Origin of the sequence: Leclercia sp. UBA7405, from assembly GCF_037152215.1 — a bacterium.
GTDB classification, from domain to species: domain Bacteria; phylum Pseudomonadota; class Gammaproteobacteria; order Enterobacterales; family Enterobacteriaceae; genus Enterobacter; species Enterobacter pneumoniae.
In genome coordinates, this window is the sequence record NZ_JBBCMR010000009.1 from 64858 (window position 1) to 77709 (window position 12852).

At 58.6% G+C, this 12852-nt stretch carries 17 protein-coding genes; 2 read left to right on the forward strand and 15 right to left on the reverse strand.

Annotated features, from left to right (window positions below; translation table 11 throughout):
• Positions 1–199: 199 nt before the first annotated feature.
• The 15 genes from WFN75_RS21935 to WFN75_RS22005 all read right to left on the reverse strand — a co-directional run bounded on the left by WFN75_RS21935 (position 200) and on the right by WFN75_RS22005 (position 10378).
• Positions 200–940, reverse strand: a complete 741-nt coding sequence (locus WFN75_RS21935; RefSeq protein WP_336996818.1) for a plasmid SOS inhibition protein A — start codon at positions 938–940, stop codon at positions 200–202.
• The gene (gene psiB, locus WFN75_RS21940) at positions 937–1371 is read right to left on the reverse strand and encodes a conjugation system SOS inhibitor PsiB (RefSeq protein WP_336996819.1); all 435 of its coding nucleotides are present in this window, start codon (positions 1369–1371) and stop codon (positions 937–939) included. Before psiB ends, WFN75_RS21935 begins: the two co-directional genes overlap by 4 nt.
• 37 nt (positions 1372–1408) lie before the next feature.
• Positions 1409–3415, reverse strand: coding sequence for a ParB/RepB/Spo0J family partition protein (locus tag WFN75_RS21945; protein WP_336996820.1), 2007 nt, complete (start codon positions 3413–3415; stop codon positions 1409–1411).
• A gap of 67 nt (positions 3416–3482) precedes the next feature.
• The gene (locus tag WFN75_RS21950) at positions 3483–3848 is read right to left on the reverse strand and encodes a hypothetical protein (protein WP_336996821.1); all 366 of its coding nucleotides are present in this window, start codon (positions 3846–3848) and stop codon (positions 3483–3485) included.
• A gap of 45 nt (positions 3849–3893) precedes the next feature.
• Complete coding sequence (locus WFN75_RS21955; RefSeq protein ID WP_336996822.1) at positions 3894–4166, reverse strand: hypothetical protein; 273 nt, start codon at positions 4164–4166, stop codon at positions 3894–3896.
• A gap of 736 nt (positions 4167–4902) precedes the next feature.
• Positions 4903–5100, reverse strand: a complete 198-nt coding sequence (locus tag WFN75_RS21960; RefSeq protein ID WP_325947834.1) for a hypothetical protein — start codon at positions 5098–5100, stop codon at positions 4903–4905.
• Between the two features lie 48 nt (positions 5101–5148).
• The gene (locus WFN75_RS21965; RefSeq protein WP_325947835.1) at positions 5149–5580 is read right to left on the reverse strand and encodes an antirestriction protein; all 432 of its coding nucleotides are present in this window, start codon (positions 5578–5580) and stop codon (positions 5149–5151) included.
• A 356-nt stretch (positions 5581–5936) separates the two neighbouring features.
• Positions 5937–6356, reverse strand: a complete 420-nt coding sequence (locus WFN75_RS21970; RefSeq protein WP_336996823.1) for a DUF1380 family protein — start codon at positions 6354–6356, stop codon at positions 5937–5939.
• A 51-nt stretch (positions 6357–6407) separates the two neighbouring features.
• On the reverse strand, positions 6408–6629 hold the full coding sequence (locus WFN75_RS21975) for a hypothetical protein (RefSeq protein WP_212478682.1): 222 nt from the start codon (positions 6627–6629) through the stop codon (positions 6408–6410).
• The gene (locus WFN75_RS21980) at positions 6626–7318 is read right to left on the reverse strand and encodes a DNA methylase (protein WP_212478681.1); all 693 of its coding nucleotides are present in this window, start codon (positions 7316–7318) and stop codon (positions 6626–6628) included. Before WFN75_RS21980 ends, WFN75_RS21975 begins: the two co-directional genes overlap by 4 nt.
• A 392-nt stretch (positions 7319–7710) precedes the next feature.
• Entirely contained in the window at positions 7711–8178 is a 468-nt protein-coding gene (locus WFN75_RS21985) for a hypothetical protein (RefSeq protein ID WP_336996824.1), read from the reverse strand.
• A gap of 350 nt (positions 8179–8528) precedes the next feature.
• A complete protein-coding gene (locus WFN75_RS21990) occupies positions 8529–8732 on the reverse strand; it encodes a hypothetical protein (protein ID WP_336996825.1) in 204 nt (67 codons plus the stop codon).
• A gap of 10 nt (positions 8733–8742) precedes the next feature.
• Positions 8743–9006, reverse strand: a complete 264-nt coding sequence (locus WFN75_RS21995) for a hypothetical protein (protein WP_336996826.1) — start codon at positions 9004–9006, stop codon at positions 8743–8745.
• 12 nt (positions 9007–9018) lie between these two features.
• Complete coding sequence (locus tag WFN75_RS22000; protein WP_336996827.1) at positions 9019–9456, reverse strand: plasmid partitioning/stability family protein; 438 nt, start codon at positions 9454–9456, stop codon at positions 9019–9021.
• Positions 9422–10378: a plasmid segregation protein ParM gene (locus WFN75_RS22005; RefSeq protein WP_336996828.1), complete on the reverse strand. Its 957-nt coding sequence runs from the start codon at positions 10376–10378 to the stop codon at positions 9422–9424. Before WFN75_RS22005 ends, WFN75_RS22000 begins: the two co-directional genes overlap by 35 nt.
• A gap of 245 nt (positions 10379–10623) precedes the next feature.
• Here WFN75_RS22005 and umuD point away from each other — a divergent pair, with 245 nt between their 5' ends.
• Positions 10624–11055, forward strand: coding sequence for a translesion error-prone DNA polymerase V autoproteolytic subunit (umuD, locus tag WFN75_RS22010; RefSeq protein ID WP_212478675.1), 432 nt, complete (start codon positions 10624–10626; stop codon positions 11053–11055).
• Positions 11055–12326 carry a Y-family DNA polymerase gene (locus WFN75_RS22015; RefSeq protein WP_336996829.1) on the forward strand — a complete coding sequence of 424 codons (1272 nt, stop codon included), beginning with the start codon at positions 11055–11057 and terminating at the stop codon, positions 12324–12326. The genes umuD and WFN75_RS22015 overlap by 1 nt, the downstream gene beginning before the upstream one ends.
• Positions 12327–12852: the final 526 nt, after the last annotated feature.

Genomic DNA, 12852 nt, shown 5'->3' on the forward strand with positions numbered 1-12852 from the left:
TCTTTGATGTGTCTAGTATCAAGATTGAGCCTCGTTGGTTAAATGAAAATTTACCTTCGGGGCTTTCTTCTTTCTGCCTCACAACAACCATAACAAACCCACAGAACGTCATGAGGCAAAAAGCCTCAAGCGCCACAGCCATTATACCCGGATGTACACTTCCTGCCCAGGATTAACAGGCTGAAAACTGTATAAATTATCACCCTTTTCCGTCAGTCACGATCCTGTGACGAAGCTTGTTCGGTACCTGCCAGCGCTCCGCTGCGCGGACGGTCTCCGGTGTCTCACGAACGATGAACGGGATCTCATACATCACGGCATACAGCGGCTCTCCGCTCAGACGCAGCCAGTGCAGTTCCTTCAGCGACGCGAACCGCGTCTGCCAGCGCCAGAACACAGGCTCCAGCTCTCCCGCGTCAAGCTCGTCGCTCCACCGGCTATACCAGGTACAGAGGGTTTCGGGTGACTGGAAGTTCAGATCCGTTTCAGCCTGTGCAATCAGGTTCTGGCGCAGCCGCCACTGCTGATCGATGTCACGGGATTCGCGGCGCAGCTGGCGTGTGGTGGTGATGTTGCCCCGGTGCAGGCGTCTGTGCATCCGGTTGTGCATCACCTCCGGGAACAGTTCGGCCTGCACGTCCGGATTCAGCGGCAGCGGGCAGGCTTCCCCGCCGGTGGCGATCATCGTATCGAGCGCCTCCTCCACCTGTTTCAGGTTTGAGTGACGGTTTTTCGGTACCCAGTGAAGACCCGGGATCTGCCGCGCCACCGTGGCATTGAGGCGACTGCTGCCCGTCAGCACGCGCAGGAAGGTGCGCACATAGGGCATGGCGGGGAGCCTGGCACCGCGTTCGCGGGACAATTCGACATGGCTGATGGCCTGAATGGCGGCCTGACGGGCAGGATTCAGGGAAACAAGCGCAAGGGCGTTCGGGATCATACCGGCACCTCCATACCCATCAGATTTGCGACCGTGCTGGCGGTACAGTTGAAGCGGCGCAGACCCGCCATCTGCGCAATCAGCTGGCTGAGCACGTCAGGTTCAAGGTGTTCACTCTGGTACAGAGTGCGCACGACCGTGCCGCCTGCCGACAACAGCACCAGGAGCCAGTACGGCGACACCTCCCCCGGACTGCACACACACAGGTGCCAGTCATCGCTCTCACCGGCGCTGAAGCGGCACTGAACCGGGAAGAAACCGCCGAACTCGGCGCGGTATTCGGCGCAGACGCGCCAGCCCGCCGGGACGGTCAGCAGGCCGGTCACGGCGTCGCTGAGCGCGCGGCGTGGCTGCTCTCCCTGCTGGCGGATGAACTCCATATCAGAGGCGGAAAGGGCATTAATCTGGGTCAGGTCATAGGCTGTATTCATGGTTTATCCCGCCGCCCGGAGGCGGCGGCCTCCGGTATCAAGCAGCGTGGTCGGTCAGGTCGGTATCGGTCGCGTTGTCCTGCGCGGCAGGTTCAGCACGGGTCATCCAGTCAGGCAGCCAGCCCTGCGCGTTCAGATCCTGCGCGGCGGCCTGCGCCGCATCCCGGCGTTTCAGCTTCACAATCTCCCCGGCGCGTCCGGTCAGTCCTGCCTGTTCATACGCCTGTCCGATCTGGGTAATTTTCAGCTTGCCGAAATAGTTCTCCGCATCAGGTTGCCACCACTTACGCAGGTCAAAGTCGAGCGCCGCCTCAAGGTTATCCAGCTCGCTGGCATCGGTGCGGTTGTAGAGGCGCTCCTGAAGGCCGTCGATCCCGTGGGCCGCGCAGAAGCCCAGCAGGGCGTTAACCTGCTCAGGAGACCATGACAGCAGCCAGGTAAAATCCCGATCCCAGCCTTCCGGCAGGGTCGCCTGAAGCGCCTCGCGCTGCGCTTTCAGGGCGCTCAGGGCTTTCCCTTCTTCTCCGGAGGGTGCCAGCGACGACAGGTGATGCTGGTTACTGCTGACGTACGCCTTCAGGGGTTCCTGACGGCGACCGTGGCTGCGGCGCGAAAACATGCTCATGCACAGCGTCCACGTCAGCAGCGCCACCGACACGTCAGGCCGTCCGGCAAGCTCGGCCTGCACCGCCAGTGTGCGCTCGGCAGACATGGCTTTGACCAGCGTGGCGGGATACGCGTCGGCCGGAGTCTCCGGGGCGCTGTACGTGATCACGCTGTTTTCACGCGCCTGACGGGCGGCTTCCTCCTGCTGGCGATCTTCATCGGTCAGTCTGCGGATACCCGGCTGAACCTGAAAATCACTGCCATCCCATGACACCCAGACCCCGTGGGCGGCACGAAACTCCGGCGTGGCCTCGCGGTACTGCGCCCCGGCATAAATATCCTCAATCTCCTGTTGCAGGACATATTCGTCATCGTGGGTTCCGGTGGCCTCGATCTGTTCTTCCAGCTCGCTGACGCGTTGCGTTTCCTCGTCCGTCAGGACAGCCCGTGGCATGGCGAAGCGATACTGCGCATCATCCTCACCGTGATCGCGCAGCTCCGTCAGGCGTGATTCAGCCCAGCCCCAGCCCTGCTCTTGTTTGATCTGCATCGCCAGAATGCTCAGCTTCGCATCGAGCAGTGATTTGACCAGCGAGGCATCGGCAAAGGTGCTGTCGGCATCGCTGAACAGATCGCGGGTCAGTTCGCCTCCCGCGTCGGTGTAGGCTTTTTCCCCGACAAAGACAAACATCGGGTGACTGATGGCCAGTTTGTCGTCCACGACCATTCTGCGCAGGGTCTGCACGGCAGGGTTGCCCCATGCTTCGACCGCCTCCTTCCAGACCTGCCCCTGACGTTCGTGCGTGTCGGCAAGGGTCAGCGCCGCACACTGTTCGAGGGTCAGTTCATCGCGCCCCAGCGCGTCGAGCAGGGAGGGAGCCAGGTTTGCCAGCTTCAGGCAGCGCTGGACGTGGCGATGCCCGTAGCCCAGCAGGGCCGCGATTTGAGACGCGTTTTTCCCCTCCTGCGCCAGCGTCCTGAACCCGACGATCTGCTCAGCCGGGTGCATGTTTTTGCGCTGACCGTTTTCAGTCATGGACGCCACTACCGCCATTTCCACCGGGATCACCTTCACCGGAACGTAAGGTGCCTGCGGGTCAATCACCCCTCTCTGTACAAGAATCCCCGTCGCCCGGCGGCGGCCTTCACCGCCCACAATCCCGATGGTGCCGTCATCCTGCGCCACGCCAATCAGGTTCTGGAGAATACCGACGGCTTCGATACTGTCGGCCATTTCATCCACTTCCTTTTCAGTGTGCAGGACGCGGCGCACGTTAAGCGGCGTTGCGGACAGCGAGGCATACGGGAGCAGCTGAACGGGCGTGGTGGCCAGCACCTGCGTCAGGGTGTCGTTAGCTGCGGACGCAGTTTCTGGCGAAGCCTTGCGGCTGCGGGTGGATTTTTGCGGTTTCTTTGCCGTAGTATTGGTGGCGACCATGATTGTTACCCCTTTATTTCAGTTGTGGTTCGCCGTGGCCGGACTGGACTCCGGTCACGGCACTTTGTTAATCGGTAATGCGTTTCGGGTGCGCGGCGAGTGCAGCGAAGGACGGGTAGCCGTCGAGAATTTTCATCAGCGCTTTCGCGCTTTCCAGCATGGCGCTGTCAGAGGCCGTTGCGGCGTTTTCGCAGACCGTAATGGTGGCCAGCACACCGGATTTCACCTCAGAGAAGCGTTCGTGCATGCGGGTGCTGAACAGGATGCGCTCCCCGCCCATCACTACCTGCCAGTTGGTGCAGTCGTTGAAGCGGGTGTCCACGTTGTCGAACTCCACCAGGTGGGTTTCGGTGGCCTGAATGCGCAACAGTTTCACCATGTCGCGGCTTTCACCGACCTTTTTGCCCGACAGGGCAGTTTTCAGGGTCTGCATTGTTGTCTCCTTCTTTGCGTTAATGCCGGATACCCGGCCCCGTTGTTACTGCTGCACGTACCGCAGGTTTCGCTCCAGATCGGCCAGAAAATCCGGTTCAAATGACCATGCGCGCCAGTTCAGCAGACCGTGGGTGCGGATTTCTGCCTGGACATCGCCATAACGATTCATTTCCGACACCGTGACGGTGACGCCTTCCTTCAGGTCTGCCATCTGTGCAACCCGGTCACGGGTAATGCCGGCAATGCCCTGCCCTTCCCCCATCTTCCTGGAAGATTCCTGAGCGGCGGTTCTGACGTTGACGTTTCGTGTGTGCATCCTGGTTTTCTCCTGTGGTGATGGTTGTCCATCTCCCTGGTGAGTTCTCTCGCGGCAAAGGGCAAAGGAGCAACGGCGAAGGGAGGAAGGAAAGGGGAGACGGCTGAAAGTTTTTGCCCGCAAAAAGTTTCTGACGGCGTTTATTCCACCCCTTGTATGACGACCCGACGGTGCTACGAACTGCCCTCCGCGTGAGGACACACGGGAGATGGCCTCACCCCATGAACAGGATGCACACACCCGACACGTCGGAACGGCGTGGCGACTGTAAAGCGACGGCTGCGCCGGCGCGGTGGAGGCGGCCCGGACGGCACGGCCGGTGCAAGCCGTGCCGTTGACCTCAGCCATCAGACCCTAGCGAAGCCCGAAACCCGAAGGGATTCGGCGGAGACTGGCGGGTGCAACGCAGCCGCCCTGGCGGAGTGGGGCTCGACGACTGAACCGCGCAGCGGGTCAGGAGCCGAAGGGGGCCAGTGCCCTGCCCTTCGGCGTGGTTCTGGTTATGGTTGTCTTTGTGGTGTTTTCAGGGAAATTGCTGATCGGGTTTCAGAGTCGCCACGCCACACAGGTCATTATCTGTGACAAATTTCCCTCAGCAACGCCGCACCGGCTACCTGTTAATCAGTCTCAGGGCGGTGGAGCCGGCGCCGCAGGCGCAGGTTCATCCGCCGTCAGCCCGAAGGGATGACAGGGTTTTGACGCGCGATCAGGCGGCGCCTCAGCCCCGCCCTGTCCATCATTCCGGATCGCCTGCTCCGCCCTGGAGGATGAAATGCCCGCACAGATAAACGGAACACTGCCGCGTGACGGAATCACAGATTTCGTCCATCACTTTTGCCGTGGTTACGGGGCTGAGTCCCAGCTCACGACGCCGGGCGTTTATCAGGGCTTTATACTGTCGCAGGATGCTGCGCGTTTCGGGTGACAGCTGCATTGGGGTACTCCTTATTTTTAAAAACCGGGGTCACACCCCGGCGGTCGTTCAGTCCAGGGCGCGCCAGATGGTGGTGCTGTCGGAATGGCTGTCGGCAAATGCCATCAGTTGTTCATGGCGGCGGCAGAAATGGCGGCACAGCTCCTCGCGGTCATGGTGGCTGTGGTGCCAGCTCCGGTGATTGAGTACCATCGCCGTGAGGATGATCCCCGCCACCACGCCGCTGACGGTCTGCTCGAACCAGTTTTCCGGGTTGCACAGGGTCAGGGTCTCCACGTCCGGTGCCATAAACCCGCCGCCGTCCGGCAGGCGGTAAAACTGCCAGAATCCCCCCGCGTACTCAGGGCAGTAACGGCTGGCGTAGGCATACACGGACGCCTCAGACATCAGAAAATCGCCGCCGAACACATCAGGCAGAAAGGTCAGACGCTGTGCGCCCTCAAGACGAACGGCATCACAACGGGTCAGGGTCTGGTTCATACATCCTCCACGGTTAACATATTCTCGGTTCCGGCATCGCCGTGACGACACGACAGACCGGCGAAAAGCGGAGGACGCAGGGGCGACGCCGCAGGCCGCAGCGCAAACCCTTCGCGGGCTGAATGCACCGTGAAGGGTGCGAACGGGCGAGGACGGCGACGAAGTGAACCCTTGAGGCCGATGCGGCCGGGCTACAGTGAAGTCACGGCGTATGCCGTCGCCGCACGCAGCATCAGGGGAGTTTCACTGTCCCGACGCGGCCCGGAGGGTGGCGGCGGATAAAGGCGGAAGGGACTGACTTCCTTTTTCGCTGTGGATGGCCACCGGTGAGCCGGGGCGTTCCCCCGGCCCCTTTATCAGGCTGCGAGTGCTTCGGTCAGGGCTAAGACATCGCTTCTCGCCTGCTTAACGGATTCAGTCTCAGGTGCGCCCGCCTCCCATGCCTGGCTCGTGCGGTGCTCCAGCTCGCGCGCATAGTCACGCAGCACACGGGAAAGCAGCGCTGCCGGTACGCTCACCTGCACAGCCGGCTCCCGCTGGCGGTTCAGCAGCTCGCTCACGCCGGCACATGTCACACCGGACCGGTGATAGTCAGCCATTTTTCGCTCACCGATCGCCTTCATCAACGCCCTGACTTCCGTTTCATCCGGGGCCTGGTGATGTTCCCGGCACGCCTCGCGTATTCCCTCCTCCGTCCAGACCAGCAGGATCAGGGGTTCGTCACGGGTAAACATTTTCTTGAGCTGCACACAAAGTTCTTCGCGGGTTCCGTACATTTTCTTCTCTCTTCTGGGTTAAACAGGCCGGGCCTTCGCCCGGCGGGTCAGTCAGTCCTGAAAGGTTTCGTCCAGCACCAGGGCTTCGCGGTACGCCTCCAGTAACAGGGCGTTGATGCGGCGCAGGGTCTGGGCGGCCATGCGCTCTGCCAGCGTGGCGGCATCGTGCCGGTGCTGCGACTCAAGGCGGTTCAGCAGCATCCGCACATCACACATGGCGTTGCTCAGGGCGGCCACGTCCGTGCGCAGGCGTTCCAGCCCCGGATAGTTCATGCCGCCTCCGGGAAGCCAGGGTAATAGTCACCGTCATTGGCGGCCGGCATTTTTCTCGCACGCTCTACCTGTGCCAGCCGGCGAACCCCGGCCGCGTGGTATTCCTCAAGCAGCTCGATGCCGATATAACGACGACTCAGTTCCGCCGCCGCCACGCAGGTGGAGCCGCTGCCGGCGAACGGGTCCAGGACAATGGCGCCGGGTTTCGTCAGGGAATCAATCAGCGGGCGCAGGCTCTGCACCGGTTTTTCCGTCGGATGGTGGCGGTTGCCCGTGTATTTCCAGGGGATCACGTCCGGGATCGGGCGGTCCGGGGTACGCGGACGTCCTTTGGCCAGCAGATAGGCATTCTCATGCGTGTACCCTAAAAAGGTGGATTTTGAGGCGTAGGTTTTGGCAAAGACGACGTGCCCCACGATGCGAAAGCCGGCCGCTTTCCAGGCGCTGATAAACAGATCGGCACGATTCCAGGCGTAGAAGCTCACCATCAGGCTGTCGTTCTTCAGCACGCGGTACATTTCATGGCAGGCCGGCTGGAGCCATTCCGGCGTGTTGTCGCCGGCAAGCGTGCGCCCGCTGCGGTCCTTATAGCCGACGAGATACGGCGGGTCGGTCAGGATAAAATCGACGGCACGGGACGGAAAACGGGACATAACCTGCACGGAATCACCCAGGATAAAACGGGACATAGCACACTCCTCTCTGATATGCGGCACCCTGTTGCGCCGTGCCGCCACAAAAACCCGGCGGAAAGCGCAGGACACAGGGGCGACGCCGCAGGCCGCAGCGCAAGCCCTTTACGGGCTGAATGCACCGTGAAGGGTGCGAACGGGCGAGGACGACGACGGAGTGAACCCTTGTGGCCGCAGCGGCCGGGTTAGCGTGAAGGCACGGCGGGGAGCGTCGCCGCCGGTCAGGCGGCAAAGAAGCGGAGGGGAACCGACATCCTTTGCCATATTTGGGAGGTGCGGAGGTACCGTAACTGTGTGATTCTCAGCACTGAAAACGTCTGTTCAGTTATCAACCTTAATGAGTAGTGTGATTTGAGGACGCCCCTCCCCCGGATGGCGTCCTCTTTTTTTTAGCGAGCTTTAACGCGATCAATGGCGTACTGCAGCGTATCCCAGTTAAACCCAATCGCCGCGTCATGGCCGTCACTGGCGATGTGCATGGCCTGCGTAACTTCCTTTTCCGTCAGGCCGTCATCGAGCCCCAGAAAATCTTCTGCCAGCCAGAAGGTACCCATACAGGGTGTATCAGGCACATAATCCTGCAGGCGCGCCATCATCCCGGCCACGGTCATATCACAGCGGGACACGGGTACGGGCGCCAGCAGGCTGGCCACGACGTCGCTCCAGTTCCAGTCATCCTCTTCCGGTACCGTATGCAGCAGCATATCCGTTTGTACCCCCGGCAGTCGGGAAAGCGTCTCGTGCAGCTCCCCCACAAATAATTTGTCGTGGCTGTTATCTGCACTGGCAATAACGTGGCCATTAATACAGAGCGCGAACTCGCCCGAATCAAGATTAATACAGGTCAGTCTGAACATGGTTGTGTCCTCAGCATCCGGCGCCATCTCACGCCGTGCCGACACAAAACCCCGGCTATTAGCGGAGCATGCAGGGACGACGTCACAGGCCGCAGCGCAAGGCCTTTACGGGCTGAATGCACCGTAAAGGGTGCGAACGGGTGAAGACGGAGGCGTTTAGCTTCCCTTGCAGGCGCAGCGGCCGGGGTAGCGTGAAGGCACGGCGGGGAAAATCTGAAGGCAGCGGTCGAGTGGCCTACCATTATTTGTGATTTACATCACACATTCAGAGCCTATACTTGCCGAAAAATTATGCAGCACACTTTAACGGCAGGGATGAGATGTCTTCCTGCCGTTTTTTTATGCCGCATTTATCGCGCGGGAGCGGCACCAATACGACGCAGCGCATCCCGCGTTTCATACAGCCCGAAGATATCATCCGGAGGTGGGGTCTTTCCGGCCAGCTGGCAGAACGTAAAAGCCGAGTTGGAAGCCGTTAACCGCTCACGATGCAGCGCCTGCAATGCCACCACTACCAGTTCCCGATCTTCATCATTCAGATCTTCAAGTTTCATGAATCTTCCTTCAGAAGTATTTCTCAGTCTTTTTGCTGTCAAGCGCCAGGATAACCCCGAGGCACATCAGACAGGCGTAAGCTACCTGCAGCATAATCGTCACCGTCAGGGATACCTCATCAGCGAGTAGCAGCGGGACGACTGATGCCACGCCCAGCAGGATCATGCCCCGCCCGGTCTTTTTGACAAGCTCTGGCCACTTCTCCTCCGGAATATTTCTGGCCCGCAGAATCCTGTGGATGAAACGTTCCGCCAGGCGCTTTATCTGCGACATCGCGTTTTCTCCCTAGTCATCCTTTCCTCCACCAAACATGGCCCGCGCATTGTTAAGGGTTTCATTGTCATCAGCAACAGGTTCCGCCGGCGCGCTGCCCTTCATTTTCGACGGCGCCTGCCCTGCAGTACGCCGGTTTCCGAAAGTCTTCATTTCTTCCGGGAAAACCGCCTCCATCAGCAGAACCATCTCCTCAAACGTGGTCGATTCATTCAGCTGGGCTGCCAGCAGATGCGGCAGCCTTTCATCCTGTTTTCGCAGGGCAAAGCCGGACAGAAGCGCAGCACGCCAGACATTCCCCCTTTCCCCCTGTGGCAGTCTGTCGGTTTCATCGCAGACGTAGCGTTCAGCAGCATTGCTTTCGGGGTTAAGGTAAAACGTAATTTTTCTACGGGTGTCCGGTTTATCCATTTCATCAACCAATTGCGAACATGCCATTGACCAGGTCAAACTGGGGATCTTCGCTCAGGTAGAACCTGTCTTCGCGCACCCCACAAAATTGTCTGACCGCACCGGCGATGAGTTCGGCACCGCCACCGATTACCATAACATGAGAATAACTTTCAAAGCTCTTCACGGCATCAATCACCCGGTTCACAAGACGGTGATGTGACTCACGAAGCGCCTCCTGCACAACGGCCAGTCTGGAGGCATCGTTAATGCGCTGACGCAGAAAATCCTCGTCTTCGCGATGGATGATGAGCTCGTCAGCCAGGTAGCTGCTGCCCCGCGTTCTGGCCACGGCCATTGCCGCCCTGACATCCTGCGTCATCAGGGATACCCCCAACCCGGAGTCTCCGAAGATGCGTGAAATGCCACGCATTCTGGCCCTGACGTGTGAAATGTCGAGCGTTGTGCCCCCCAGGTCAATAATGAGCAATGAGTCGAGATCGTCCAGTTTGCTCGCCACATTAAAGCCCGCAGGAATGGACTCAGGCATGACGCGCACGCTGCGAACGGTAAAGGTCAGCCCGTCATTAAGGGTGACCGGCCGCATCAGGTTTTCCTCTTTGCGCCGGATATTATCTGCGCAGGGCTGGTTGTCACGGTTGTAATACTCCGCAAGCGGCAGCGTCACGACAATGTCGACATCCTGTGGCTCAAGACCGGTCTGCAGCAGCGCGTGATGAACCGCAATGACGTTCGCATCACTGTACTGCCAGGCAATATTGGTCGTCACCAGCGCATCGGCGCTGATAGGATCGAAGGTGTACTGCTCGCCATTAAGCGAATAGTTAAAAACGCGCTGACCACCGAAGCTCACAGCCCACTCCCGCTTGAAACTGTTCGGACTGATCGCCCGCCGGATATCCTCTCCGTCCTTCCACATCAGCTTAATGTTGGTAGATCCATCATCAATGTAAATTTTCATACAACCTCACGGTAAATTCAAATACAAAATCAGGCTTACTATTGAGAATAATCAGAGAATAATCAGAGAATAATTAGAGAACAATGTAGAATTTACACGATAACAGGAGACTTCTCAAGAACAAAAAGAGAAATATATGAGAACTATTTGGGGTGTGACGAACATTGCCAGTCTTTTACCGAAGTTGATTGCTCCCGGAAAAAACACTACTGTATATATAAACAGTTAAAATTTGAGTAGCCATTATGAAGCTGCAATTACTCAGGCCGGGTACCGATACGCCCCCACAGTCGTACCCCCTATTTTCAGATCTGGCCAGCTGCGGGTTTCCGAGCCCGGCCCAGGATTACGTTGAGTCCGATCTGGATTTGCATGACTACTGCATCCGCCACCCGAGCGCAACGTACTATCTGCGCGCCAGCGGTGACAGCATGTCAGATGGCAGCCTGTTTAACGGGGATCTTCTGGTCGTCGACAGCGCAGAGAAGCCTCAGCACGGCGATATTGTGGTGGCCAGCCTGCAGGGAGAATTTACCGTGAAGCGCCTGCTGCTGAGGCCACAACTGGTTCTGCAGCCGATGAATTCTGCATGGGCACCTATCTACCCCGACCCCGATGAGCTGGATATTTTCGGCGTGGTGACCCACATCATTCACCGGACCCGGGAGATGTACTGATGTTTGCCCTGGCCGATGTGAACTCGTTTTATGCCAGCTGCGAACGGGTATTCCGCCCGGACCTGAAAGGTAAGCCGGTTGTGGTGCTCAGCAACAACGATGGCTGCGTGATTGCCCGCAGCGCAGAGAGTAAAAAATACGTGCGGATGGGAACGCCCTGGTTCCAGATGAAAAACGAAAGCTACCCGGAGAAGATTTTCGCGTTCTCCAGCAACTACGAGCTTTACGCTTCAATGTCTGCCCGCGTCATGAGCTGCCTCGAGGAGCTGGCCCCTCGCGTGGAGCAGTATTCAATAGATGAAATGTTCTTAGATATCAGTGGCATACATAAATATTATAACCTGGAGAATTTCGGAAGACAACTGCGTGAGCATGTCTATGCCTGCACCCGTCTGACGATAGGCGTGGGGGCGGGATCGACTAAAACTCTAGCAAAATCAGCCCAGTGGGCCTCCAAAGAGTGGAAGCAGTTCAGGGGCGTGCTGGCCCTGACGCCGGACAATCCAGCCAGAACGCGCAAGCTGCTCTCCCTGCAGCCAGTGGAAGAAATCTGGGGCGTCGGCAGCCGTATCGCGAAGAAACTGCATGTTCTCGGGATCAGAACAGCGCTGGACCTGGCACTGACAAACCCGGCTTTTATCCGGAAGAATTTTTCCGTCGTCCTCGAGCGCACGGTTCGTGAACTGAACGGGGAAAGCTGTATTGCCCTGGAAGAGGCCCCTCCGACAAAGCAGCAGATCGTTTGCAGCCGCAGTTTCGGGGAAAAAATCACTGACGCCGACGCCCTGCGCCAGGCCATTTGCCAGTATGCCGAACGGGCGGCGGAGAAACTCCGGGGCGAACGCCAGTACTGCCGCCATATTTCTGTGTTTATTAAATCCTCACCGTTTGCCGTCAAAGAGCCTTATTACAGCAACGTGGCTACGGAAAAGCTCCTTACCCCGACTCAGGATACCCGTGACATCATTGCGGCCGCCACAACCGCTCTGGAGCGTATCTGGAAGGATGGATACCGGTATGCAAAGGCCGGCGTGATGCTCAACGATTTCACCTCATCCGGCGTGTCGCAGCTGCAGCTCTTTGACGAACGTCCGCCCCGCCCCCATAGTGCTGAACTGATGAAGGTTCTCGATAGCATCAATCACTCCGGAAAGGGACATGTCTGGTTTGCCGGTCGCGGTATCGCGCCAGCCTGGCAAATGAAACGTGACCTGCTTTCTCCGGCGTATACAACCCGCTGGATAGATATCCCCGTAGCGAGGATCAGCTAAATTTTGCATTTCAGAGAGAGCCAGTAGTGCTCGCCGCAGCCGAACGACAGGGCGAAGCCCGCGAGTGAGCGGGGAAGCACCAGGGAGCCTAACTAACATATTCTACTTACACACCGTACTGAACCAATAGCAATTTCACGCTTTAGAACTTGTATTGAGGAAGTCATCAAACAAAGGGAAGGATAAATATATCAACATTCCCAGTTGTCGGATTAAAGCCACTTATCATCTGCGTATTGAGACTATGATCCCGATTGTGGGGTTGGGACCGCGTTCCTAGTTGTGGTGACGGGACCACAGTCCCGGTTGGGGGATTGGGACCACGGTCCCAGTTGTGGGGTTGGGACCACGGTCCCAGTTGTGGGGTTGGGACCACGGTCCCAGTTGTGGGATTGGGACCACGGTCCCAGTTGTGGGGTTGGGACCACGGTCCCAGTTGTGGGGTTGGGACCACGGTCCCAGTTGTGGGGTTGGGACCACGGTCCCAGTTGTGGGGTTGGGACCACGGTCCCAGTTGTGGGGTTGG